Source organism: Paenibacillus sp. P5_B5, assembly GCF_056400365.1.
Genome location: NZ_JBFULK010000001.1, coordinates 92,211 through 117,030, shown reverse-complemented (window position 1 = coordinate 117,030; position 24,820 = coordinate 92,211). Strand labels below are relative to the sequence as shown.

General features: G+C 38.9%; 18 protein-coding genes. 9 read left to right on the top strand and 9 right to left on the bottom strand.

Features of this window, described 5'->3' with window-relative positions; translation table 11 throughout:
• Positions 1–280 precede the first annotated feature (280 nt).
• The 3 genes from AC1DOK_RS00575 to AC1DOK_RS00565 all read left to right on the top strand — a co-directional run bounded on the left by AC1DOK_RS00575 (position 281) and on the right by AC1DOK_RS00565 (position 4,032).
• Positions 281–1,003, top strand: coding sequence for a Crp/Fnr family transcriptional regulator (locus AC1DOK_RS00575; RefSeq protein WP_477552274.1), 723 nt, complete (start codon positions 281–283; stop codon positions 1,001–1,003).
• A gap of 346 nt (positions 1,004–1,349) precedes the next feature.
• A complete protein-coding gene (locus AC1DOK_RS00570) occupies positions 1,350–3,458 on the top strand; it encodes an LTA synthase family protein (protein WP_477552273.1) in 2,109 nt (702 codons plus the stop codon).
• Between the two features lie 157 nt (positions 3,459–3,615).
• Entirely contained in the window at positions 3,616–4,032 is a 417-nt protein-coding gene (locus AC1DOK_RS00565) for a MarR family winged helix-turn-helix transcriptional regulator (RefSeq protein WP_477552272.1), read from the top strand.
• Positions 4,033–4,096: 64 nt separating this feature from the next.
• On the opposite strand, the gene AC1DOK_RS00560 is transcribed toward AC1DOK_RS00565, so the two are convergent.
• Positions 4,097–5,065, bottom strand: coding sequence for a DMT family transporter (locus tag AC1DOK_RS00560; protein WP_477552271.1), 969 nt, complete (start codon positions 5,063–5,065; stop codon positions 4,097–4,099).
• A gap of 161 nt (positions 5,066–5,226) precedes the next feature.
• Between AC1DOK_RS00560 and AC1DOK_RS00555 the strand changes: the two genes are divergently transcribed.
• Genes AC1DOK_RS00555 through AC1DOK_RS00545 form a run of 3 tightly spaced genes read left to right on the top strand, consistent with a single transcriptional unit; the run spans position 5,227 to position 7,733 of the window.
• Positions 5,227–5,493 carry a FeoA family protein gene (locus tag AC1DOK_RS00555; RefSeq protein WP_477552270.1) on the top strand — a complete coding sequence of 89 codons (267 nt, stop codon included), beginning with the start codon at positions 5,227–5,229 and terminating at the stop codon, positions 5,491–5,493.
• A complete protein-coding gene (gene feoB / locus AC1DOK_RS00550) occupies positions 5,487–7,493 on the top strand; it encodes a ferrous iron transport protein B (protein WP_477552269.1) in 2,007 nt (668 codons plus the stop codon). The genes AC1DOK_RS00555 and feoB overlap by 7 nt, the downstream gene beginning before the upstream one ends.
• Positions 7,494–7,550: 57 nt before the next feature.
• Complete coding sequence (locus AC1DOK_RS00545) at positions 7,551–7,733, top strand: FeoB-associated Cys-rich membrane protein (protein WP_477552663.1); 183 nt, start codon at positions 7,551–7,553, stop codon at positions 7,731–7,733.
• A 52-nt stretch (positions 7,734–7,785) separates the two neighbouring features.
• Here the strand turns inward: AC1DOK_RS00545 and AC1DOK_RS00540 are convergent, their stop codons facing one another.
• On the bottom strand, positions 7,786–8,589 hold the full coding sequence (locus AC1DOK_RS00540; protein WP_477552268.1) for an AAA family ATPase: 804 nt from the start codon (positions 8,587–8,589) through the stop codon (positions 7,786–7,788).
• Positions 8,590–8,757: 168 nt separating this feature from the next.
• Between AC1DOK_RS00540 and AC1DOK_RS00535 the strand changes: the two genes are divergently transcribed.
• Positions 8,758–9,483 (top strand): ABC transporter ATP-binding protein, encoded by a 726-nt coding sequence (locus AC1DOK_RS00535; protein WP_477552267.1) that lies wholly within the window; start codon positions 8,758–8,760, stop codon positions 9,481–9,483.
• Entirely contained in the window at positions 9,476–11,146 is a 1,671-nt protein-coding gene (locus AC1DOK_RS00530; RefSeq protein WP_477552266.1) for a putative ABC transporter permease subunit, read from the top strand. The genes AC1DOK_RS00535 and AC1DOK_RS00530 overlap by 8 nt, the downstream gene beginning before the upstream one ends.
• A 319-nt stretch (positions 11,147–11,465) precedes the next feature.
• Here the strand turns inward: AC1DOK_RS00530 and AC1DOK_RS00525 are convergent, their stop codons facing one another.
• The 6 genes from AC1DOK_RS00525 to AC1DOK_RS00500 form a co-directional block, all read right to left on the bottom strand.
• Complete coding sequence (locus AC1DOK_RS00525) at positions 11,466–12,347, bottom strand: hypothetical protein (RefSeq protein WP_477552265.1); 882 nt, start codon at positions 12,345–12,347, stop codon at positions 11,466–11,468.
• A gap of 58 nt (positions 12,348–12,405) precedes the next feature.
• Entirely contained in the window at positions 12,406–15,144 is a 2,739-nt protein-coding gene (locus AC1DOK_RS00520) for a GH36-type glycosyl hydrolase domain-containing protein (RefSeq protein ID WP_477552264.1), read from the bottom strand.
• Positions 15,145–15,167: 23 nt separating this feature from the next.
• Positions 15,168–18,386, bottom strand: a complete 3,219-nt coding sequence (locus AC1DOK_RS00515) for a cellobiose phosphorylase (protein WP_477552263.1) — start codon at positions 18,384–18,386, stop codon at positions 15,168–15,170.
• Between the two features lie 20 nt (positions 18,387–18,406).
• Positions 18,407–19,243, bottom strand: a complete 837-nt coding sequence (locus AC1DOK_RS00510) for a carbohydrate ABC transporter permease (RefSeq protein ID WP_477552262.1) — start codon at positions 19,241–19,243, stop codon at positions 18,407–18,409.
• On the bottom strand, positions 19,243–20,133 hold the full coding sequence (locus AC1DOK_RS00505; protein WP_477552261.1) for a carbohydrate ABC transporter permease: 891 nt from the start codon (positions 20,131–20,133) through the stop codon (positions 19,243–19,245). Before AC1DOK_RS00505 ends, AC1DOK_RS00510 begins: the two co-directional genes overlap by 1 nt.
• Before the next feature lie 119 nt (positions 20,134–20,252).
• Complete coding sequence (locus tag AC1DOK_RS00500; protein ID WP_477552260.1) at positions 20,253–21,593, bottom strand: ABC transporter substrate-binding protein; 1,341 nt, start codon at positions 21,591–21,593, stop codon at positions 20,253–20,255.
• Between the two features lie 386 nt (positions 21,594–21,979).
• Here AC1DOK_RS00500 and AC1DOK_RS00495 point away from each other — a divergent pair, with 386 nt between their 5' ends.
• A complete protein-coding gene (locus tag AC1DOK_RS00495) occupies positions 21,980–23,002 on the top strand; it encodes a LacI family DNA-binding transcriptional regulator (RefSeq protein ID WP_477552259.1) in 1,023 nt (340 codons plus the stop codon).
• A gap of 201 nt (positions 23,003–23,203) precedes the next feature.
• Here AC1DOK_RS00495 and AC1DOK_RS00490 read toward each other — a convergent pair whose 3' ends face one another.
• Positions 23,204–24,811 (bottom strand): response regulator, encoded by a 1,608-nt coding sequence (locus AC1DOK_RS00490; RefSeq protein WP_477552258.1) that lies wholly within the window; start codon positions 24,809–24,811, stop codon positions 23,204–23,206.
• Positions 24,812–24,820: the final 9 nt, after the last annotated feature.

Sequence of the window (24,820 nt, the reverse complement as noted above, 5' to 3'; positions counted from 1 at the left end):
CAAAGCTATGCCAAGTAAAAGCAGTTTATGAACCTCTGTAAGCATCCGTTTATTATATAAGAATAACTCCTATCACATACCCAATACTAGACCTTTGTGAAAAATATCACTATGATATTTGTCACAGACGTTTATTTTTTTTATAATAAAAAATATCACAGTAAAATTATACTTGTTCTGATACAGAATCTGCTATACTGTTCATATTATACGATGGATAAGTATTTGAGTTAGAAGTTATGATTCCTTTTCACTCCAAATAAAAAGTAAGGGAGTAATGATGTTGAAACGTATTGTACAGCTAAGGAAAAACGCCACTTCCAATACGACATCATTTTCAGACCGTAACCTAAGTAGTATGGTGGAAAAAATGTCAGAGCAACGTGTTAAGGCTGGAAGTCACTTGTTTTGGGAAGGCGAACCGGCAGATAAACTATACTTAATCAAATCCGGTCGTTTTAAAATCACGAAATCATCTGATGAAGGAAAAGAACTTATCTTACACATGTATCAGCAGGGTGACATGTTTGGTCAGTTATATCCTTTTCAGACAACTATTCACAGCTTCTGTGCCAAATCCATTGAAGATTGCGTTGTATTTATTTTAACACAAAAAGATTTAGAACATCTAATTGTTGAAAGCAACGATTTAGCAATTGATTTCATGAAATGGATGGCTGTCAATCAACGGGTTACCGAAACAAAACTCCGTGATTTAATGATGTACGGTAAGCCAGGTGCTTTATGCTCAACCCTGATTCGATTGTCTAATTCTTATGGCAAAAGAGAAGACGGAGTAATCACGATCATGAAAAAGCTTACACACACTGAGCTTTCGAATATGATCGGTGCTACAAGAGAAAGCGTAAATCGATTGCTCAATGACCTACGGAAGCAAGACATCATTGATTACAACAACGACTCCATCGTAATTAAAGATTTAGGCCGACTACAAGAGATCTGTCGTTGTGAGAATTGTCCTATGGAAATTTGTAGAATATAAATTTTATCTTAGTTTACCCTCGATTAATTCATCAGCATTCCCTTTGCAAATAGCAAAAGTTGTTTTGCCCTAATTGAACTCAAATGCGGTGACTACTTTGGATGGTCATCGTACCCGCGATAAACGAATCTCCCCCGAAATTCCCATATTTTCCACTTCAAAATCCCGCTTCTATAAGCTGGATTTTTTCTGTTTTTGTTTATTAACATCCTTCCAATAAAATAATATTTTATAACGTGATTATTGCGTGATATAATAGCTTGGTTCATTCTTATTTTACAATAATTTTACACAGATTTTACATGGATTAAACACTAAGTTTAGTAGATTAGGAGAAGTTATTAAAATGGAGAAATGGAGCCAACATGCGCTAAAGGTTGCCAAATATGCTCTGCTTAAAGTTCATATTTTACTTTGGCCAATTCCACTCGTTGTCCTGCTAGAATTCCTTAACAGAGACAGTATTAGTCAGACCGTAAAATTTATTTATCAACATCCTAATGAATTCTTCTTGAATTACCTTATTATTTTGGGGCTCTTCTTAATTTTCGTCGCACTAGTTGGTCGTACGCAAATCGCATTCTGGATAACAACCGGAATTGTGATCATCTTAGGAATCATATCAGGTGTTAAATTCAAGATGCTTGGTGTGCCCCTTCTCCCATGGGATATCGTCTTAACCGCTGAAACAGCCGATATTGCTACGAATTTCAATGACCTCATACCTTGGAAGCTAGTTGGTGGAGCTGCTGTATTTGGGATCGTATGTGGACTGTGGATGAATTTCGTAAAAGGCTTCAAAGCACGTTTTAATTGGAAAGAGAAAGTAGTGCTAGCTGTTATTTCTATCGCTATTCTATTTACGGTATATACAGATAAGCCAATTAAAATAAAATCTGCAATGGGCATTACACAAATTCCTTGGAATCAAGCGGAGAATTATCAATGGAATGGCTTCGCCTTAACATCATTGATGAATCTGGATCTAGTCTTTATCAAGGAACCAGATAACTACAGTGAATCAACGATAGCCAGTATAACGAAGGATGTAGAGAGAAGAACGAATATTAATCCAGATGTTAATCCTAACGTCATCGTTATTCTAAGTGAATCGTTATTTGATGCTACTAAGATGGAGAACGTTCAGTTCTCTGAAGATCCAATGCCTTTTTTACGTACATTACAAAGCAAATATACACATGGCGAGATGTTTTCACCACAGTTTGGCGGCGGAACTGCTAACGTAGAGTTTGAAGTTTTATCAGGCAACTCGACACGGTTTCTTCCACAAGGATCACTAGCCTATATTCAGTATGTGAACCATCCTGTGGATTCATTAGCTAGTATTCTATCGAGACAAGGCTATGCAACAACAGCTATTAATCCATTCCATAACTGGTTTTTCAATTCACGGAATGTATACCGTAACTTCGGCTTCGAGAAGTTTATTTCGCAGGAGTTCTTCGAACCCGAGAACACAGGTAATTACTACTCTGATCGTGCGGTTGCAGAGACGATCATTTCAGAGACTGATTTAAGTCCTGGGCCTGACATGGTATTTGCCAATACAATGGAGAATCATTCACCTTATCCCAAAAATAAATTTGGTACACCTACCATTACGGTTAAGGGCAGCGGATTATCTCAGGAATCCATAGATATGCTTGAATCCTATGCTGGCGGTATGCGTAAAGCTGATAATATGCTCAAGTCACTCACTGAGCACTATGAACGTAAAGGTGAACCTACTATTATTCTATTCTTCGGAGATCATTTGCCATCCATGGGCAATAATATGAAAATGTACCGCGAAGCAAAATTCTTGAATGATGGTGACCCTGATTTTACGAAAAAAATGTATTCTACACCATTTGTGATATGGGATAATTATTTACCAGAGCAACGTGAGCAACTGTTCGTATCACCTTCTTTCTTAGGACCTTATGTCCTTAATATGGCACAAAAAGAAGGAACACCATTTACGGATTACTTATATAATTTCATGCAGAAGCATCCTGTAATTCCACCGCAAAGCATGTATGCTCAAATGAATCTCAAAGCGGAGGATTTACTCGACTATCAACTATTACAGTATGACTCTATGTTTGGCGAACAATATAGCTATAATGATTTCAAGAATCAATTTGGGAAAAACAAATTTGTACTTGGTCATGGAGAAATGGTCATTGATTCTGCTAAGCTTGAAAAGCAAAATGGAGAAACGCGAATTGTTGTGCGTGGGCAAAATCTAGCGCCTACTGCTACAATTGAGCTAAATGGCAAGGCGTTAGCAACAAGATGGGATAAAGGGATACTCTCAGCTTCGCTTCCTGATAGTGGGATAGATCAAGATACATTTGATATTCAGCTCAAAGTGATTGATTCCCAAAAAACAGCTATTGTAAAATCCAATATAATGCAAGTAGATGGATCAGTAGCAGTTAGTACACAATAATTATAGTATGATCAACCTACAACGCTTCAAAGCCACCCGAATGATTTGGCTTTGAAGCGTTTATTATTTGACTCATACTTATAGAAACCGTATACTTTAAGATGGACTAATAGCGCATATTTTATATTATGATGTTATGTAAAAGGGAGTTTTGACAGTGCCTATCCGCGAAGATATGCTACAACTAGAAAGTGTATTCAATCGTGTACTGAAATCATTATCAAACGAATGGACAAAGAATTTTGTTGAATACAAAATTTCTAGAACGCAGTATCATGTTCTAGAATTACTCAGCAAAGGTTCTCAAACCGTTTCAGGTATAGCCGATGAAGTTGGGTTAACTTCCGGAGCGATTACAGGTATTTCAGATAAGCTCATACATGCGGGCTATGCTCAAAGACGAAGAGATCTAACAGATCGTAGAATAGTCTATTTAGATATTACAGAGCAAGGGATATCCATACTTAACGAGCTTAGAAATCAGCGCAAAAATATTATCGAGACATTCTTTGGTAAACTATCAGAAGAAGAAATTAAAAGTATGATCAATATGTTTGATAAATTAATCCAATAATAAAGCGTATCTTATCTAATAAATAATGCCTCATGCTTCTGATATCGAAGCATGAGGCATTTGTTTATTTTACAATAGCATTATCTATACTTGTAGTTGCTTGCAGCTTGCTGGCTTTACTCGCCCCTTCTCGGTTCACAATGACAATGCCTGTAGCGACAAGTACAAGTGCCAGAATGACAAGCATACTAATTTGTTCTCCAAGCAGGAGAGAAGATAACAAAACGCCAGAGACAGGAATTAGGAATAAATACATCGATACTTTGCCGACCTTGTTGTACTTCATTACATTATTCCAAAGTACGAATGTAGTAGCTGAAATAAACATTAGGAATAAAAGCATACCTAGCGCTTTTAAATTAATGACGAAAGGCATGAGCCCTTCTTGCGATGCACCAATTGCAAAAAGCCCTATTCCACCGATCAACATCTGATAGGATGTCATATACATAAGCTCCATACGCTGAGATTCATTCTTAGATAACACATTCCCAAAAGCACCGAAGAATGCTGCAGCAAGTAGTAGCCAAACACCAAGATCTAGATTGAAGTCAAATTCGCCTTTACCTAGATTCACAACAATCACAGCTGTAAATCCAAGAACCAAGCCGATAATTTTACGTATACTGAAATGATCATTCTTGTACATAAAATGAGCAACAGCAATCTGGAAGAAAGAAGTCGTTCCAGAGATAATAGCTCCTTGAATACCAGTTGAGTAACTCAAAGCGATATAGAAAACGACATATTGCAAAAAGGTTTGGAACAAAGCAATTTTCGCAATCCCTCGCCATGATCCTTTTTGGTAGCTTATTTTCTTGCGAAAGATTTTCATAAGTACCATGATTAGCAATCCTGCACCCACAAACCGATATCCAGCGAATAGCAGTTGCTTATAGACTTCATCTGATCCAATAGATAACTCTGCATATGAGATTTTAATTAGAGGAATTGCGCTTCCCCATAGGAAGGTCGCAACTACCGCAGAGATTAGAATACCTAGTGGATGGGTAAAAAATTTTTTAGTTGTCATGTGTCTAGATCTCCTGTTCGTTCAATAAAAAATGCATCCTTCTATTGTACCATGTTTAATAAATATAGGCATCCTCTTTTGATATTTTGCAATTTTTGTATAACTTTAAATGTGAGATTTATCACTTTAAAATTGAGAGTAATTATCATATAATGTAGTTAATGATAACCATTATCACTACACAAAGGGTGAGCTTATTGAAACTAACTGATATAATAATTGGAAAATCATTTCGAATTATCGATACGACAGCTGTTACGGAAATTGTACGCAGACGTTTAATTGATATGGGAATTATGGAAGGCTCGATCGTATCACTTAAGAAAGCCTTACCTTTCGGTGGACCTTGTACGATTGAGGTTGATGGACAGTGGATTGCTATTCGTCGTAAAGAAGCTAACGGGATCAGAGTCGAAGCTTTATGCTAAATTTTGCGATCATCGGTAATCCGAATACTGGCAAAACCTCGCTTTTTAATATGCTAACGGATTCATATGCTTATGTAGGCAATTGGACTGGTGTGACAGTTGAGAAGAAGGTTGGACTTCTTACAAATAAAAAAGGGCAATTAACTGACCTACCCGGCGTATACTCATTAAATCCCTTATCCAAGGATGAAGCTGTTACTTCCAATTACTTTATGGAAGAGGACTTCACATCAATTATCAATGTAGTGGATGCGTCTCAACTAGAGCGTAACTTACACTTGACAATCCAATTACTTGAATTTGGGAAACCACTTCGCCTTGCACTCAATATGGTTGACGTTGCCGAGCAACGCGGGATTAAGTTTGACACTACACAGCTTAGCTCTCTCCTGCGTTCCCCTGTTATACCGGTAATTGCTCGTACAGGCAAGGGCTGCGATAGGCTCCTTGAATCTTTAACAGAAGAATCTACTACGGAGAACATGCCGCTTCAGATTCCATATGGTGAAGTGTTAGAAGACTATATTTCTAAGTTAATCGAGCTTTTACCCTCAACCAGCCATTCTCCAAGATGGATGGCTTTGCAGTTCTTTGAAGGTAATAGTGCAATTGCAACCAAATTAGCTTCATATATAGATGAACAGAAACTTGTCTCACTTCGTGAGGAAGCGGAACAAGCTGTAGCTATTCAACATAATGTACGATTGTTACCGCAGTTTATCAGACAACAGCGCGGGATATTTATTGCTTCTATTTTGAGGCAATGCGTGACTCATACGCATTCCAATACAATTGGTTTATCTGAGAAAATTGATCGAATTGTTACGAATCGTTACCTTGGACTTCCTATTTTCGTCTTATTCATGTATTTGACCTTCAAGCTGACGTTTGAATGGATTGGTTCTCCACTCTCTGACCTTCTCGATGGTTTCATTTCTGGCATCCTGAAAGACTGGTTAAGTACTGGTTTAGACGCACTAGGAGTAGCAGAGTTTATTAAATCCGTTCTGCTTGATGGTGCACTTGCTGGGGTTGGCGGCGTGCTTGTATTCATTCCACAAATATTTATGCTATTCCTGATTATTTCTTTCATTGAAGACTCAGGTTATATGGCCAGAATTGCTACAGTTATGGATAAATTGATGGAAGCTATCGGACTCAATGGTAAAGCTTTCATACCCATGATTATCGGCTTTGGCTGCAATGTGCCTGGAATTATGGCAGCTCGTTCAATTGAACAACCTAAGGAACGAATGCTAACCATCCTCCTATCTCCATTAATGTCTTGTTCAGCAAGACTATCGGTATATAGCTTATTTATTGGAACGTTCTTCGACGACAATCAAGCGCTTGTTGCTCTATCTCTATATTTCCTAGGAATAGTTGTTGCTTTATTACTGGCAAAGCTATTCAGCTCTACTATACTTAAACAAAAAGAATCCATGTTCGTTGTAGAGCTACCTCCCTACCGTATCCCACAGTGGAGAACCTTATCTCGAAGCACATGGGAGAAGGGCAAAGGCTTTATTCGTAAAGCTGGAACCTTTATATTTGGTGGCTCTGTGGTGATCTGGTTACTTGGTTATTCAGGACCAGGCGGCTGGAATGTCAACATGAATGATAGCTTTCTAGCAATGATTGGTGGTGTGATTGCTCCCCTGCTCGATCCCCTTGGGTTCGGAAACTGGCAGGCTGGTGCCGCTCTTATCACGGGCTTCTTAGCCAAAGAAGTTGTGGTATCGACGATGAACATCATTTATATTGCTCCTGATATGGATACCTTACAAGGCATGATTGCTAATTACTTCACACCGCTTCAAGCTTATAGCTTTATGGCTTTCATTCTCTTATATGTTCCTTGCTTAGCAACGGTCGGCGTTATACGTAAAGAAACGAACTCTTGGCGCTGGACACTATTCTCTATCGTATATGCGCTCATAGTTGCTTATCTGATTTCGCTTATTATTATTACCGTTGGGCACTTACTTGGGTTTAATTAGGTTTAATTAGGTTTAATTAGGTTTAATTAATCCATTAGGGGAAAGGTAGTGCGGATCATGGGACTCGCAATCAACATTCTGATCGGTGTTCTGGTATTTGGTTATGCTACTTGGACTTTGACCAGCTTTATTCGCAAAAGTAAAAAGGGTAAGTGTGCAAGCTGTGAATTAAACAAAAACTGTCAATCTAGTTGTGATAGTAACCATGTACCTATGAAAGAAAAACGAATTCACAAATAATAAGGGATGTTCCATTGAGCTGGAACATCCCTTTTATTTATGTCGTAAACTCTCACAAATGTCGTAAATATTGTTCAGGCCTATTTAGAAATGCCTTCATAAACGTGATATGCTCAAGTTCTTCATAGTCTACTTGTGCGATCGGTATTTCATCAAAGCTAAGAATAGATGCACCTGGATAAGCAAGTAAAACAGGTGAATGGGTTGCTATAATGAACTGAGCGTCTTGCTCAACCATTTCTTTCATTAGAGATATGAGTGAGAGCTGACGCATTGGCGACAGTGCAGCCTCTGGCTCATCAAGTAAATACAAGCCGCCTGGGACAATACGTGCAGAGAACACTTTAAGGAAGCTTTCACCATGAGAGTAGGCATCTAAATTTTCTCCATATCTGGCATCCATTGCACTGATTGAGCCTGTGAAGGGAGACATGGCACGAGCACGTGTGTAAGCAGAACGATTCTTGTAAATTTCCGCAGCTTCAGCTGCACTCTGCACCATCTCGGCTCTCAAATCAGCCATTCGCTTGACGAAGTTAAAAAAGTCCTCAGATCGCAAGAAAAATCCACGTTGCTTCTTGAGCTTCCAGCCAAGACGCAGGTGCTGAGCAAGCTCTCTCGCAGCAGACAAGCTAGGATCTGTCGCGATGGAATCAGCCCCGATTGTAGTCGCATTAGCGGCTGCTGCAATGGCTTCTAGAACCGTTGATTTACCTGTTCCATTCTCACCTACGAAGAAAGTTACAGGATTTGTAAAGCTAATCGTATCCAAAGATTGAATTAATGATAACCGAAACGGATAATAGTCTGATAGCTCTTTATCTGCTAATTGATATTGAACTGATTTAAGATGCATGGAATGATAAGACCTCCCTTTACAAAAATAGCAAAAACTGAGGTGTTTATTCTAAATGTATCGTTTATTTTATTTAGTTGTCAAATTAGATGTATCTAAAGCAATTTCGAATTTTGGAATTGGCGAAACTGATATGTCTGTTATAATAACATACAGGAGGGGATATATATGATTAATTTGTCAAGCATATCCAAGAGCTATGGAGGTACCGTACAGGCTGTTTCAAACCTTAACCTAAACATTCCAAAAGGTGAAATATTCGGATTCCTTGGTCCGAACGGAGCTGGTAAAACAACAACAATCAAGATGATTACGGGTATAATCACTCCAGATCAGGGATCTATAACAGTCAATGGAGTTGATATGCTACAAAATCCGTTAGAAGCTAAGAAGCAATTCGGATACGTACCTGATAGTCCCGATCTATTCTTGAGACTCAAGGGGCTTGAATATTTGAATTTCATGGCAGACATGTACGATGTGAATAAAACAGATCGCAAAGAGCGGATCGAATCACTTGCGAAGCGATTTGAAATGCAGCATGCATTGTCTGATCCAATCCAGAGCTACTCACATGGAATGCGCCAAAAAATTGTCATAATGGGCGTTCTTGTACATAATCCCGCTGTTTGGATTTTGGATGAACCCTTAACTGGTCTTGATCCCAAATCGTCTTATACACTCAAAGAAATGATGCGCGAGCATGTGAGTCAAGGCAAAAGTGTCTTCTTCTCTACACATGTTCTAGAAGTAGCTGAGAAATTATGTGACCGCATAGCCATTATTAATAAAGGGGTCATTCAATTCTGTGGAACATTCAAAGAAATGCAGGAGCATTTTAAAACGAACGAATCGATGGAAAAAATCTTCCTGGAGATGACGCTCAATGAATAAAACCCTTCTGCTTGCAAAAGCATTATTACGAAATGGCAGCGGTAAATTGTTTCAGAATAAAAAGAATAAGACGAAGATACCCAAAAATGTCCTATACATCATTCTATTAGCTGTAGCATTCATACCCGTGATATCGGCGATTAGTGTATTTATTTCTTTTCTATACGATAGCCTTGCACAGGTTAATCAAGAAGGTGTTATTCTTGGACTCGGTTTAACAGCTACAAGTCTTGTGATATTCATATTCGGGATATTCTATGTCATTAATGTGTTCTATTTCTCGCAAGATATTGACCATCTGCTCCCATTACCACTTAGGCCATCTCAGATTCTATCTGGTAAATTCATCGTTACGATTCTCTATGAGTATTTAACAGAGCTATTCCTTCTGATGCCGATCCTAATTACGTACGGTGTTAAAAGTGGTGCAGGCTTCATGTATTATGTATACGCACTACTCATCTTTATCACTTTACCTATTCTACCACTCGTCATTAGTTCATTAATAGCAATGATCGTTATGCGGTTCACTAATATTGCCAAGAACAAAGATCGTTATCGTATGTTTGGTGGAATTATTGCGATTGTATTCGCACTCAGTATCAATATTTATATACAGAAATTCTCCAAATCAATGAGCCCTGAACAGCTTCAAGACCTCTTATTAAGTGGGAACAATGGATTGCTGGGTACAATTACGAAGATGTTTCCAAGTGCGAAGCTTAGTGCTATTGCCTTGATTGATGCAGCATCACTGCGTGGGTTGATTGGTCTACTCGGTTTTCTTGCCTTATCGGCTCTCGCCTATTTCGTATTCAACTTACTCGGAGAGCGATTATACTTCAAGGGTGTAATGGGAATATCAGAATCATCGTCGAAACGTGAGCGCGTGACGGATCAACAATTAGATAAGCAAACCAACCAAAGCTCTACTTTAAAAGCGTTATTATTCAAGGAACTCAAGCTTTTATTCCGAACACCTGTTTACTTCCTAAACTGCGTTCTTATGTGTTTCTTATGGCCAATTATCATTTGCATTCCCTTCATCACTTCAATGGATAAAATCGGTGATATGAATGAGATTGGTCAGATGTTGAATGATAACAGCACTGCAGGAATTGTGCTTGGATTAGGATTTGCAGTTTTCCTATTTCTATCAGGGTCAAATCCAGCAGCACCCACTTCAGTTTCCCGTGAAGGTACTAATCTATACGTAATTAAATACTTACCAGTCCCTTATGCCAAAGTTCTATTGGCGAAAGCATTATCTGGTTCCTTGCTATCCATGATAAGTATAGTGCTAGTTTTACTTGTCGCGATCTTCCTTGTTCATTTACCCGTGACACTTGCCTTCTTATTACTTATTCTAGGCATACCTGCGGTATTGTTCGGAAGCATCTCCGGTACACTAATCGATGTGCTATCTCCTAAACTAAACTGGGATAATGAACAGAAAGCAGTAAAGCAGAATATGAATTCAATTTTAAGTATGATTCTCAACTTAATTGTTGCAGTTTTAGTTGGTTTTGCTGCTTTCTATTTCAAGTTTGATCTATTTACCATGTTTATAGGCTTACTCGTTTTATTTATTATCATAAATGTGTTACTATATCGATTGCTTACAACCAAAGGTGTATCGTGGCTTAGTCGTATAGAAATATAATTAGAACAGCCGACAGATGACCGCTGCGTAAACGGATTGTCCATACGATCGCTGTTGCCACCAGATTTCTTGATCTTATTCCGCTTAGAGCGGTAGAAATCCGGTGGCAAAGCATACGCTTACGAAGTAGTTTTCCTTCGGAAAACTTGTAGGCGAACGCTTCGCTTCTTCAGGACAATTCCGTTCTCTCCGCTACGATCTGCTAACCATTTGGATTTTAGCAATTACTAACACAAATAAAGCCGAATGTTCTCGCGTATGCGGAGCATTCGGCTTTATTTGATATTCTAGTCGCAAGTAAATTCACTTCAATTTTCCATTACTTTTGGTAAAATTCATATCTCCGTGACCATTTCTGTGTATCCCCAGGTTCAACGTGAATATGAATGAACATCTCAGGTGAAGCAACATGCGAAGCTCCCCAAAGCGCTATTTTTGAGACAGGAAATGCACTGATTTCCCTCATACCGAGGCCACTTGGCTCATGAATCAAATCCCACTGCGTAGCTCCTGCTGCTGAATAACCTGATAATTGACAATAGAACTCTTGCTTTGGCACTTCATTCCAATGAATCTCATTCTCTGATATACGCAGCACACTTGGCGTATATTCACTCTCCATCTGATCAATATGAATCGGAAAGTTGAATTTTAATTTATAATCTGGCCCAATAAGGTTCTGATCAAGTCCAATGAAATTATGGATGTACTCATGTGTAGTGATGGGCTTATTGCCAACATTGTGTAAGGAGTAATCAATTTGAATGGCTGAATCATGTAACCCGATTGATTTCACGAGTTTCACTGCATAGTCTCTGCATGCATTGGGCTGAATGACATACTGTACACTATCCTCCGTCAATGATTGTTCTACATCGAATGGAATGACAGGATATGCTTTGTGAAATTCATACGCTAACTCATCCTGTTTCTGTAATAATCCAACGCCAAGTTTCGGAAAATAATCTCCAATCTTAGCCTCCTCATAGCCGATCGCTTCAAAGATACCAAACTCATTACATAATCCACCACCACCTGTACGTAAGTTAGGTGTACGGTGTTCAGCAATACAAAATGTATGATTACCTTGCTTCATATGAACTTGTGTAATAAACCCCGTTCGATCAAAACGAGTGCCTTGGTAATCACCCACATTAGCAATATCAACTTGTAGATGATTATTGGATAAAGTAATTCCCATATTCGCCAATCCTTTCAAGAGAACCCCTAGTGAATGAACAACTAGGGGGTTATTAATGTTACTTGTATATTACTTCAATTTCATTCACTTTATCTTCCGGTAATCCCAGAATACGTGCTCTGTCAATTACAACTGCTTGATCCAACATCTGAACTGGAATTGATTCACCGTTAATGGAAACGGATTGAACTTCGTATTGTCCATATGGTGTCAAATTCTTATTCACGTAGTTGACTATAAGCTTTCTGTCTGCGAATAAAGCAACGATTGAAGCTTCGTGATTATCTTCGTATTGCTCTTGTACAAGCTTAGGCTCGAGCGTTAAATCTCCAAGGAGCCCTTTCACACCAAACACTTCTGTAACTAATGATAGAAGTAACCAACTAGCTGAGCCCGTTAAGTAGTGATACATGCCTCGGCCCTGTGCATTGATGTATTCGGGAACACCTGGATAAATCCGGCTACGATCAAAATTAGCGCATAGCTTGTAGATCGATGACAATACATCATGACCTTCTTTTACAAATCCACGCTTGTAGAGTGCGTTGCCGTACATAACAGTCATATGACTGAACATAGCACCGTTTTCCTTATGCCCAAAGGCAAAGCCGAACGCACGGCCTAGGTTCTGCTGAATACCACCAAAATTAGAATTCAAACGATATCCAATTTCAGGGTCTTTCAAGTACTTGTCAACAGCAGTAGAAACTTGCTTCACTTGAGAATCAGTCGCCGCTCCACCCATAATCGTGAATACTTGACCTGTTAAAGTCATGCGAACGCCACTCTCATGATCGCCCTCGACAGCCTCACCATCATTATTATAATAGCCATTGAACCATTCATAGCCTTCGCTATTCTTAATCCATTCTTGGCTTCTTAAATGTTCCATGATCCAATTAGCTTTCTTCTCTAGATCCGCAGCAACTTGATCGATATCTAGACTAGCTTTATTGGAAGTAATTGTTCCCGTGCAAGTATTATAGTAACGATCTAGTAAAGCTTGTTTTTCGCTAACAGAATCGTAATTGATCGAATTCGTTAACGAATCAAACAGAATCGTAATGCCTTCAGTCAGTTCTATTCGCTGTAAGTTCATTTTCCGCTTCATTTGAAGGAGCAATTTACTGATCTCAAGCAAATTACTTGCATAGAACGCGGTAAATGCGACACTTTCACCTTTAACTGAGCCTAAGTCTAGACCATCATTCCAATCTGCACCCTCAAGTTTGATGTTATTATGCTCACCAACATGGAAGAATGGTACAAGATTTTGAAGAAGTAAATGTTCAAGAATCGTTCCTTGATATACTTCGCCATCATCTGTTTTTAGCTTGAAGCCATCTTCAGCCGTCCACGATGCATCTTTATCTTTACAACGCTTAATATGGATATCCTTAAAGTAACTTTGCTCTTGCAATAGGAAATCAAGGTCACCACTTTGGTTAAGATAGAATAAAGTCGTTAAGAATGGCCAAGCACCATGATCCATCCATACACGAGGAATATTATTACGATCTGCTAGGAATTCACCAGGCTTATTCCCAATGATCGTTGCGTTACTACCATCGATACGTACACCTGCAAAGTTGTTAAGTAGTAAGCTTCTCACCTCTGCCGGTTCCATCATGAGTAGTCCTAGGCAATCCTGCCACAAGTCTCTCCAGCCACGTCCACCTCTACCGTAATCGTGATGCGGCATGAAGGAACAACCATACATTCTTCTAAGAATCGGTTGTAAAGTAACCCATTTCATCCAGTAGTCAAAATTCTTATCCCCCGAATGTAGGATCACTTTATCTAGTTTGTTCTCCCAGAACGCTTTACTTGTCTCTAGATGTTGATCGAATTTATCAGAGGATACATATTTCGCAACAAGCTGCTCTGTATCAATACGATCTTCGGCAATACTCATCGCAACGATATAAGTTCTCGACTCACCAGGTACTAGCTGAGCATCTTCAAAGCGAATCGCACCGACTGCTTCATAACCTTCTAATGCTTCTCCTGCTACGGTAGAAGGAGCTAGATTCTTCACGATTGATTCAGGCCAGTCCAAGCTTCCACCTTCACCTACGTATGTTTCTGATATAGGGAAGAAGCCAACAGGTTTAGTTCCATTACCTTCAGAACCAAGCACATTATAACTAACCTTATTAATCCGATGACCGCGCTCGTCAAAAGACAAGGAAGGCTGTAATTCAATACCATACGTTGACGTATAGATACGATGTAATAGTGAAGTTACATGACGATGATCTCGAATCTCATCAGCAGCTCGTCCATATAAAGGAATTGCTGCAGTTGGTGTGATACGAATAGGTTCTTCACTAGTATTCGTAATGGTTACTTTCATAAGTTCAACTTGTTCGGAATCCGTTGGCACGAAGCTCACTATTTCAGACTTAAGTCCATAGACCTGACTTTCCCTTGTAACCTTATGCCATAGGAAGCCTGCTGCTAGTTTAACTTGATCCTCATGACCATCAAATTGTTGAGCTGTTTGTTTAGCTGAAACTCCTGATGCTGACCATGCGCCTTTGCCCTCAATATATACCCAGAAATTACGTGATGCCTTGGAATTATGCAGATCCTCTGCAGAAACTGGCGGCATTAAGAATGTATAATTACTGGTTTTCATATCTCCATGTAGATCAGGTGTGATAGCGGACATCATCCCTGCATCGTTAGCAAGTGGAAGATATAAATAACTGGTATGTTGTGGTTGATCTAAGACGAATTCACCTTGATCACCAACAAACTTCCATCCGAGTTGTTTATTTTGATTAGCTTGCATTCATGTATCATTCCTTCCTAAGTCTAGCTCATATATACATCTATAGATTTAACTTGTCTTTTTCGAACAAGTGTAGCGAGTGGTTGCTTAATCGTATTGCCTTCAATCTTTTGGACTTCACCAGAACCTAATGTTAGTTCTAGTTTGTCAACTTGAGATGTTAAATCGTAGGTATTCTTACGATTAGGATTATGATAAGTAACATCACAGCTACCTAGGAACTTCGCTTTCACCTGATCTGCTTGATCGAATAACCAGGCAGGAATAATCGGCTTAAGTTTCAGACAGAGCTCTCCATCCTCCATAACAAAAGGCTGTTTACCCCACATCATGATATTCCACATCGATAAGAATTCAGCAGTTGAACCACTTAATCGAGCAACAAAACCTACGCCATGTGTATTCGGATCTGGATTCGCGCTGCTTGCAATAAATGAACTATTCTCGATCGAACTACGTCCATACGTTTCTGGATCAAGGAATGGCACCATCGCTTCTTTCATCGTTTCAAAGAATTCATCATACAACTCACCCTTAAGCAGTTCGAGTAAATACTTATATTCCATATGCAAGAATACAGATTCATTCTCTAACCATCCAGGAGTGAAAGCTCTAGCTCTTCCGATCTCATGAGGTTCATTTTCTAAAGAAGTGTTCACTTTATACATTTTGAGCTTTTGATCATATAGATCGGACTGTTTAATCTTCGTATACAGTTCATGACGTTTAGCTTTGTCTGCGATCGTTTTCATCGCTTTCGTAGGTCCTTCAAGGAATCTAGGTAAATCTACTCGTTCAAAGGCTGTAACTTTAACAAGTGGCTGACCTTTTGCATTATACTTGGCTACACCTGCATCATCTAAGATTGGTTCATAGCTTGTAGCCTTATAATAGAAGTAAGTTGGGAAGAGTCCATTACCAATATGGAATGCTTTTTGAATACCCTCATTGACTTTGTTTAAACATTTCTGGAGTACCTTCTCGACAGCCTGCTTAGATAATTGCTTCATTTGGCCATCAAATCCAAAGTTTACTAGCATGCGAAAAGTTTCACGAACAGTTGCAAGCTGATCCCATAACCAGAAATCTGGATTGGTTTCTTTAGGCAAGCTTTCAAGCTCATCCATAACCTTGTTAATGTCCATCAACAAATCAGCAATTTCCACAGGCCATTCTATCTCTTCAGGACCAACTGATTTTGCATCTAATAGGAAACCAAGCAATCTTTGCAGCTCACTTAATTCACTAAATCCTGAAGCGAATAAACCTGGCAATCCATTAAGTGAATCGTTCCAGCCTGGTTTACCAGCTTCCATCTCAATGCCGACACCTTCTGGATCAATCGTAGCAAACTTGATTAACGCTAATGAAGCAAGCTTCTCATACAAATTAGTTTTATATATCTCACCATGTCCATTGCCAAGTCTTACCCAGTTCTTAGCATCTTTGCGACCATGAATGAATTTTTCTTTTTCTTCCGTTTCAACTATTGCACCAAATTGTCTTACTTCTCCCTGTGCCAAAACAACCTTCTGATCTCTTGAAAGAACAGTTGCCGGGCTATCAAAATAGAAGTAATCCTTGTTATTAAACAGCAATTGCTCAAACTGATCTGGATAAATGGCTAAATAACTTTCCACTAAATCCATATTGTATGTCCAATGATCAATCCAGTATCCTTCGCCAAAATTTGCTTCAAAGGATTGATCAGATGCTGTTAATGCTTTGGTTAAGAATGCTTCTACCGGTATAGTCAAGGAGATTTGTTGATTCTCAATGAAAGCAAGCAGGTCTCCAGGTGTATATGCTTTACTAAGGAACTTCTCAACTTGTTTCTGATCTGCTTCTGACACACAGCTCATAAGTGCAGATACATCCTTAACTTTAAAGCTACATCCTTTAATCACAAGTGGATTATAGCCATCCGCTTGAACCAAGCTGAGTAACATTTTCACGTTAAAATCCTTCACTTCCGGATGGATGAGAACATCAGAACGACGATTCTGATTCACATCACGGTAGTTACCATTGCCTTGCGAATAATAACTTGGATTTGTAGAGAAGAAATTATAATCTCGCTCTAAATCCCCATGTTTACGTGAAAAGACATGATATACGAATGGTTCACCTTCTGTTTCGAGGAATTCAGGCTGTCCACCACGCAGTACATTATCTAAGTAACATTGTCTCGCATAGGCATCAAAATATTTGGAAGAAGTTTGCGTTTCAACATGATCCGTTAACTGTTCAACAACAGCTTCAGCTTCTCTTTTCTTCGCATCCATATAGATGCTGCTAGTAAGCTCCTCGACTCGCTTATTTATTTGTTCGATATCACTCACATGACCGATTAACGTATAAATATCCGTTTGTTCGCTAGGTGCTAGTGTTCGTTCCACACCCGAGAATCCACATGGTACTTTATTTGTTGTTATTTGTCTCTTCGTCATAATTTCGCTTAATGTATTTTCATAGAATACATCAGGCGAAATTAACGAGCTATTCTGGCCGAAAATAGATTCTACATCTACAATCGGTGAAAGTAACTGCTCTTTACCATCGTTTACAGTAAAGCTTAGATAGAAATGTCCACCTGTAATAGATGAAACTTCAACTGAATCCGTCGTACTCGCACGTAGCTTGTAGTAAGGAATATTAGCTTCTCTGTTATAAACATCCATCCAGCTTTTGAGAGTATGACCGATATCTTTATAATCGATATTCTTTAGCCCATAAGGAAGTACGACAGGCATTCCATCAAGCACCTCTACCTGTTTAGCTTCAGTCGTAAGGTTCTTGATCATAACATGTCTAACTAGACCTGCGAAGGATTCATGAGGTACTGCATAGTAAGAAACTTGGACTGCAATACCCTTCTTCTTATTTATGGACTCAATCTCAAGTAGGTTAGGAGAGATATACATTTTCTCCTCAAAACCTTCGTTCTTTCCGTGATATGCAAATGGTTCAATAACTTCGTTATCTACCTTAATAAATGTTCTGAAACCCTGTGTTGGAACAAGCTGATATGATTTGTTAGCTGGATAGAATTCCATAATCGCGCCATCTTTATCCTGTACACCAAAGCTCGCTATCCCTTGACCTCTGTTGACATATAGTACCCATAATGGTTTTCCATCTACACCGGTGATACCGGGTAAGAAGGACGAGAATGGCTTAGATCGATTGTAATCAGAGATAACAAATCGATTGTTCCCATCGAAATCATATTGTTTCTTCATTATTGAGGGTTCCTCCTAGACTAACCTTTAACTGCGCCTGCAAGGGCACCGTCAACGATATATTTTTGAATGAATAAGTAAAGCACCATAAGTGGAGCTGCTACGATTGTGATACCACATGCTAACAATGGCCAGTTATTGCCATATTGTCCGCGGAATTCTTTAAGACCTGCAGTAATCGGCCAGTTATCAGGAGTTGATAAATACATAATCGGGCCAACAAAGTCATTCCATGTGCCAATCGCTGTTAGAATAACACCTGTTGCAATTACTGGTTTCATAAGTGGTAAGATGATTTGAAGTAGATATCTACCATAACCACAACCATCCATACCTGCAGATTCATCTAGCTCTCTACCAATGGATTTAATGTAACCTACGAACATCATAAACACGACGCCTGTACCTGTTGTTTTCAACAGAATATATCCGGCCTTCGAGTCATAACCAATAAACGGCACATGTTCTCTAAACCACAGCATAAGCTTAAACTGGGATACGAGAGGATTTGGTAAGAATTGAGACATGATGAAGAACAGATAGATAAATCCGCCCCATTTAACATATCCACGCGCTACTGGAAAAGCTGCCGCTACTGAAATTAATACGGTAACTACCGTTGATACACCCGTGTAAAGTAAACTATTCAAGAAATAACTCGAGAAGTTACCCTGTTTCCAGGCTTCCGCATAGTTAGATAAATTAATGTCTTGTACGAACCCTAGTGGAGCACGAAGGTATTCTTCGAACGACTTAAAAGAAACGTTAAATACGATTAGTAATGGTACTGTATAAATAAGAATAAGCAGTAATACAACCACGTACGAGAGAGTTTTGGCCGTCTTCGAACTAGGCATTAGTATTCCACCTCTCTCCTACGTAATAAGTAAATGTTAATCACAACAAAGACTAGAATAAACAAGAACTGAATGACTGATAAAGCGGAAGGAAGACCCATTGCTAGACTACCTCTAAATGTTTCTTTATACACATCATAAGCCATGGTACGTGTGTTAAATTGACCATCTGTCGTTGCAAGAATGATATCAAACGTTTGCATTGCACCAATGATGGACAATAGGATATTCACTGTAAATGAAGGAGCAATTAATGGGAACGTAATGCTTTTAAATGACTGCCATTTGGTTGTTCCATCTATATAACCTGCTTCGTAAAGATCTTTTGGTACGGTTTGCAGACCAGCCAAGAAAATAAGCATGGAATAACCCATATACATCCAGATTTGAACGAAAATAATGTAGTTAAAGGAATGTTTAAAGCTTCCAAAGAACGTGTCTGAGTAACCAAACAACTTATAAAACTGTTGAACAGGACCACTAACTGGATCGAACATAAGTGTCCATACAAGTGCAACAACTGCAACACCTAGTACGACAGGCATGAAGAGAACCGCTCTATAGAACTTATCTCCTCTAAGCTTTTGATTAATTAATACAGCTACAAACAAACCAACACCATTCTGAACAATGGTTACGAATAGTACAAAATACAGGGTTCTACCAATAGAAGCCCAACGTTCTCCCGAGTTACCAGAGAAGAACAAATCTCGATAGTTATCAAGTCCAACAAAATTTACTGAACTGCCAGGAACATTCTTCACATCAGTGAACGAATAGATCACAGTCATGATTGAAGGTCCGAAATAAAACACAACATACAGCGTTAAGGGCACTAATAAGAACAAGTATGGTATGGATCGTGCAGGCCCTTTACCAAATGGATACATGTCACACCTCACTAATCTCAGGCTTAATCAATTCACCTGTTACATATGATCGGGGTCTGAAATAGGTATCTCAGACCCCGACTAATTTGTTATTAAACTTAACTACTTCGATTCCAAAATCACTTCGGTTTAGCGGCATCCCATTCTTTTTGCTGAACGTCAGCTAATTCTTTAGCGGTCTTGAACTCGCCACCCGGTGCTAAATATTCCGTGTGAATACCTTCGGCAGCAAGATGCTCGCCTACATTCTCACGGTTAATCATAAGAATTTCATAAGCAAGTTTGAATTCTTTCATGTACGGAGTAACTTCGTTATCATTGAATTCACTATCTGTTTTGATATTAGGTTGAGTTGGCAAGAAGCCCGCTGCTTTAACAAATTTCGTGTAGTTCTCTGGTTGTGAGAAGAACTCCAGCCATTTAATAGCGCCCTCTTTGTTCCCTTTCTCAGCCACATACCAAGTCATATCATATTTACCAACTAGAGCACTATTCTTTTCTACATTCTCAGTTCCTGGAAGAGGGAAGTATCCGAACTTCAGATTAGGATTTGCAGTAGCAACAGTTGGTGCTTCCCATGTACCATTCGGCATCATAGCAACTTTCTCTGTTGCAAAATAGGAAGGCAATGTACCGTAGTCAATTCCCATAAATCCTTCAATTGTATATTTATCTTGGATCGTTTTCATTTTATCTAGAACTTCAATTGCATCTGGATCATTAAATTTGTTCGTACCCTTCCAAACGCCTTCGATCCACTTATCTTGATCTCCACCAGCAAGGATTTGAGCTTGTAAGCTGAATGCTGGCAATTTAAGCGGCCATACATCTTTACCTGCCATACCAAGTGGAGTTACACCATTCTTCTTCAAAGTTTCACACACATTGATGAATTCATCCCAAGTCTTAGGAACTTCCAGATTATATTTAGCGAAAATTCCTTTGTTATAGAAAATTCCACCTAATCCAACTTTTCCAGCCGGAATTGCATATACTTTATCTTTAAAAGTACCCGCTTGAGCAATATCGTCTGCATTATAATTTTTCACGAATGCTTCGCCAGATAAATCAGCGATCAATCCTGATTCGATCCATTGTTGCCAGTCAGGCACTTTAGCTCCAGGAGTCCAGTCTTTTGGTGAAAGTCTCATACCTGACAAGTCAGGGAAGATATCCACATCATTAGCAGTAATTCTTGATCTTTGAGCTTGTTTATATTCCTCGTTAGGTCCAGTTGTTACATATTCAATCTTATATTCAGGATACTTAGCTTCGAAATCTTTGTTGATTTCTTCAATCACGCCATTTACGTTACCTTGCTTCCAGTGTAAAAGTTTAATTACTTGCTTATTTCCTGGAGCCGGTGAAGCTGCTTGATCCTTGTCTAAGCTACTGCTACATGCTGCAAGTGAAACAACCATTGTTGAAGCAAGTGCTACTGTCGTCAATTTTTTTAACAAATTAGTTACCCCCTAGTACGATTGCAAAATGGTATTTGCGGAACAACCCTTCGTATCCCTAAATCCAGCGTATGTAATAATCGAAATAACGAAAGCGGTTTCGCTAAACATATTATTGCCTAACTTTTTCCTTTTGTAAAGTACTTTTTTTCACTAACCTTTTTTACCTTTTGATAGTTACCCCTCAAGCATTACAACAGTATTGCAACCCTTCTGTTATAGAAATTGTTATAATATCCATTTACCCCCATCTAAAATGCACAGAATTTGTTCGAGTTTCTATATATATTGACGAAATTATTATGTAAAGTTATATTGGTTTTACAGAGTAATTGAAACAAGTTCCGAAATCAGTTTCGTTTCCGCTCTATATATGGAGGAAGTATATGAAAATGACGATTAAATCAATCGCTCAACTTGCGGGCGTATCGGTCTCAACCGTATCCAAAATCATTAATAATTATGAAGATGTGAGCGAGGAAACCAAACAAAAGGTACTCAAAATCATGCAAGAGCATGATTATCGCCCATCGTATTCCGCTAAAACACTTGCAACCAAAAAATCCAATTTAATAGGTGTCGTTTTTGCCGGTAAGCTCAACATTGACTTTAATCATGTGTTCTTTGTCGATGTCATGAACTCATTCAAGAAGAGGATTGGCTTACTTGGATATGACTTGCTATTCTTTTCCAATGAGAAGTTCCATAATTCAGGTGAGGATTATTATGCGCGGTGCAAATATTTTCAAGTGGATGGCTGTATTGTAGTTGCAGGGGATGAAATTGAGCCTTGTATTTACGATTTAGATCGAAGTGATATACCTTGTATCGGTATTGACATCATACTATCAGGCCAAAATTCCGGGTATATAATGACGGATAATACCAAAATCGCTAGTAAAGTAGTCGAACATTTCTACCTACAAGGTTATCGCGAAATTGGTTATGTTGGCAGCTCCCGTGCATCGGAAATTGCAAATTTACGTGAAACTTCTTTTAGACAATCCTTATCTGATTTTGGTTTACCCGTTCATGAGAATTGGTTTGTTTATGGTTCGGACTTTTATGAACATACCGGATATGAATCAATGAAGAAGATGATTGCGCAGAGCGAAACCTTGCCTAGAGCTATTTTTGCGGCCTCTGACTTAATAGCTATTGGGGCGATGAGAGCTTTACGCGAGCATCAATACGAAGTCCCACAAGATGTTGCAATTATTGGTTGCGATGGAATTGATGCATGTAAATATACCTCGCCGCCACTATCAACGATCAGGCAAGATAAAGAGAAAATCGGTAAATTAGCTGCATTGATGTTGTTTGATCTGATGAATAAACAAATGGAATCAACATCTGTGATGATAGAACCAGAGCTTATTATAAGAGAATCATGTACTGTTAAGCCTTAACCGCTCCTGATAATGCACCATCTACGATATACTTTTGGATGAATGTATCTAGAATCATTAATGGTAATGAAACGATCGTATTTCCACAGGCCAGGATCGGCCAATTATTACCATATTATTCTTGACTATACGATTTGACCGTACTCGAGTCACAACTTACGAAACTGATTTCGTAAGTTGATCTCCCATGATATCGATTTGTTATTTCTTATAATTTGAGCGAAAATCCTTAGGTGACATGCCTTCAGCCTGTTTAAATGCTTTGCTAAAATACTTCTCATCCTGATAACCGACTTGACTGGCAATAGCACTAATTTTGAGAGCTGGATTCGTTAATAATAGCTTGGCTTTACCAATCCTCAGTCGTGTAATGTAATCCGTTATATTCTCGCTGAATTGTTGCTTGAATGACCGTGAGAGATGGCTTGGACTGAGGTGGAACATCTCCGCGAGTAGATGCAGTTTAATTTCATTGCAATAATTGATCCGTATGTACTGTTCAATTTCATCCATGAGATTGTTTGGTTTCCCACTGTTCACAAGCTGTCCCGTATCCATCAGTATAGATTCCATCCTTGGAATCCACCTGATGATCTTAACTTCCTCCCATTCATTCAAAGGCATTTCAAATGAAAGATCATTCGGCTTACTTAATTTAGGCATCCCCTTGCTTATACCGGTTTGTTTCAACCATTTGGACTGCATATTAACAAACTCCTGCCACCACATTTCAAGCTGATTCATATTCAATTCCCCTAGAGAATCGACCTTACTTAGCCAATTCATCAATATCTCCCGTATAGAAGAGGGAGACTCCTTCTGCATGGCTAGAAATAACTCATCCTCATAATTAGACAAAGGGTGACTATAGGGGGTATTCAAATGCTCCTGAAGCACATGGATATAGGGTTCGCGTTGGAGTAAATTACGCAGTTTCAAGGCCTCCTGTGCCTCCTCATAGGCCTGACTCATATCTTGAGGAAAGCTATGAATCCCTCCAATTCCCATGTAAAAATGACCTCTAAGCGCTGTGTATAATCCCTTTTGAATTTGATGAACAACCTCAGGCACCTCATCAAGCCGATTAAAGAACAATAGCACCGTATCATGATGATGATGCCAATTCTGAAATGCGATCCCCATCTGTTCCTTCTGTACAAACTCATTACATATGTTGGTCACTGCAAAGCGTAGTAATTCCATCGCATTGATGAATTTATCGCGTAGTCTCATATCAATGATATCCCAGCTGATAACAGCTACTCTACATTCTTTCAGATCAGAACCTAGTTGATATTCGGTTTCTAACATTCTAATAGCACTCGTATACTCCTCTGGATCAACAATCAATTGCGACAGTAGTTTATCCGCAAGGACGGGCTTTAGTTGATTGGCTTTCTTATGAATTTCTTTAGTCTCAGAACGTTGACTCTCTTCTTGATTCCATGAACTGACCGCATTACCAAAAATCTGAATCAGTTCATCTGGATCAATTGGCTTCAAAATATAATCAAAACCACCATATTGGAGTGCACTTCGCATGAATTGATAATCATCATAGCCACTAACGACAATAACCTTGGTCTGAACAGCATGCTGATGAATCCACTGCAATAATTCAATGCCACTCATGCCAGGCATCTTAATATCGGTAAATACAATCTGCGGTTTCTCGTTCATTATCATGTGGATAGCTTCTTTGCCGCCACTTGCTTGCAATACCTGATCAATTCCATACTCTTCCCATGGGATCAGCATACGAATAGTTTCTATCACATGTGGTTCATCATCAGTAATTAATATTTTCACGAAAGACTT

What these genes read in the sequence shown, in the direction of transcription:
- AC1DOK_RS00525 (WP_477552265.1), bottom strand. Translation starts at nt 12,347, where the DNA reads ATGGGAATTACTTTATCCAATAATCATCTACAAGTTGATATTGCTAAT.
- AC1DOK_RS00535 (WP_477552267.1), top strand. Translation starts at nt 8,758, where the DNA reads ATGATTAATTTGTCAAGCATATCCAAGAGCTATGGAGGTACCGTACAG.
- AC1DOK_RS00495 (WP_477552259.1), top strand. Translation starts at nt 21,980, where the DNA reads ATGAAAATGACGATTAAATCAATCGCTCAACTTGCGGGCGTATCGGTC.
- AC1DOK_RS00505 (WP_477552261.1), bottom strand. Translation starts at nt 20,133, where the DNA reads ATGTATCCATTTGGTAAAGGGCCTGCACGATCCATACCATACTTGTTC.
- AC1DOK_RS00540 (WP_477552268.1), bottom strand. Translation starts at nt 8,589, where the DNA reads ATGCATCTTAAATCAGTTCAATATCAATTAGCAGATAAAGAGCTATCA.
- feoB (WP_477552269.1), top strand. Translation starts at nt 5,487, where the DNA reads ATGCTAAATTTTGCGATCATCGGTAATCCGAATACTGGCAAAACCTCG.
- AC1DOK_RS00575 (WP_477552274.1), top strand. Translation starts at nt 281, where the DNA reads ATGTTGAAACGTATTGTACAGCTAAGGAAAAACGCCACTTCCAATACG.
- AC1DOK_RS00570 (WP_477552273.1), top strand. Translation starts at nt 1,350, where the DNA reads ATGGAGAAATGGAGCCAACATGCGCTAAAGGTTGCCAAATATGCTCTG.
- AC1DOK_RS00510 (WP_477552262.1), bottom strand. Translation starts at nt 19,243, where the DNA reads ATGCCTAGTTCGAAGACGGCCAAAACTCTCTCGTACGTGGTTGTATTA.
- AC1DOK_RS00515 (WP_477552263.1), bottom strand. Translation starts at nt 18,386, where the DNA reads ATGAAGAAACAATATGATTTCGATGGGAACAATCGATTTGTTATCTCT.
- AC1DOK_RS00555 (WP_477552270.1), top strand. Translation starts at nt 5,227, where the DNA reads ATGATAACCATTATCACTACACAAAGGGTGAGCTTATTGAAACTAACT.
- AC1DOK_RS00530 (WP_477552266.1), top strand. Translation starts at nt 9,476, where the DNA reads ATGAATAAAACCCTTCTGCTTGCAAAAGCATTATTACGAAATGGCAGC.
- AC1DOK_RS00560 (WP_477552271.1), bottom strand. Translation starts at nt 5,065, where the DNA reads ATGACAACTAAAAAATTTTTTACCCATCCACTAGGTATTCTAATCTCT.
- AC1DOK_RS00545 (WP_477552663.1), top strand. Translation starts at nt 7,551, where the DNA reads ATGGGACTCGCAATCAACATTCTGATCGGTGTTCTGGTATTTGGTTAT.
- AC1DOK_RS00520 (WP_477552264.1), bottom strand. Translation starts at nt 15,144, where the DNA reads ATGCAAGCTAATCAAAATAAACAACTCGGATGGAAGTTTGTTGGTGAT.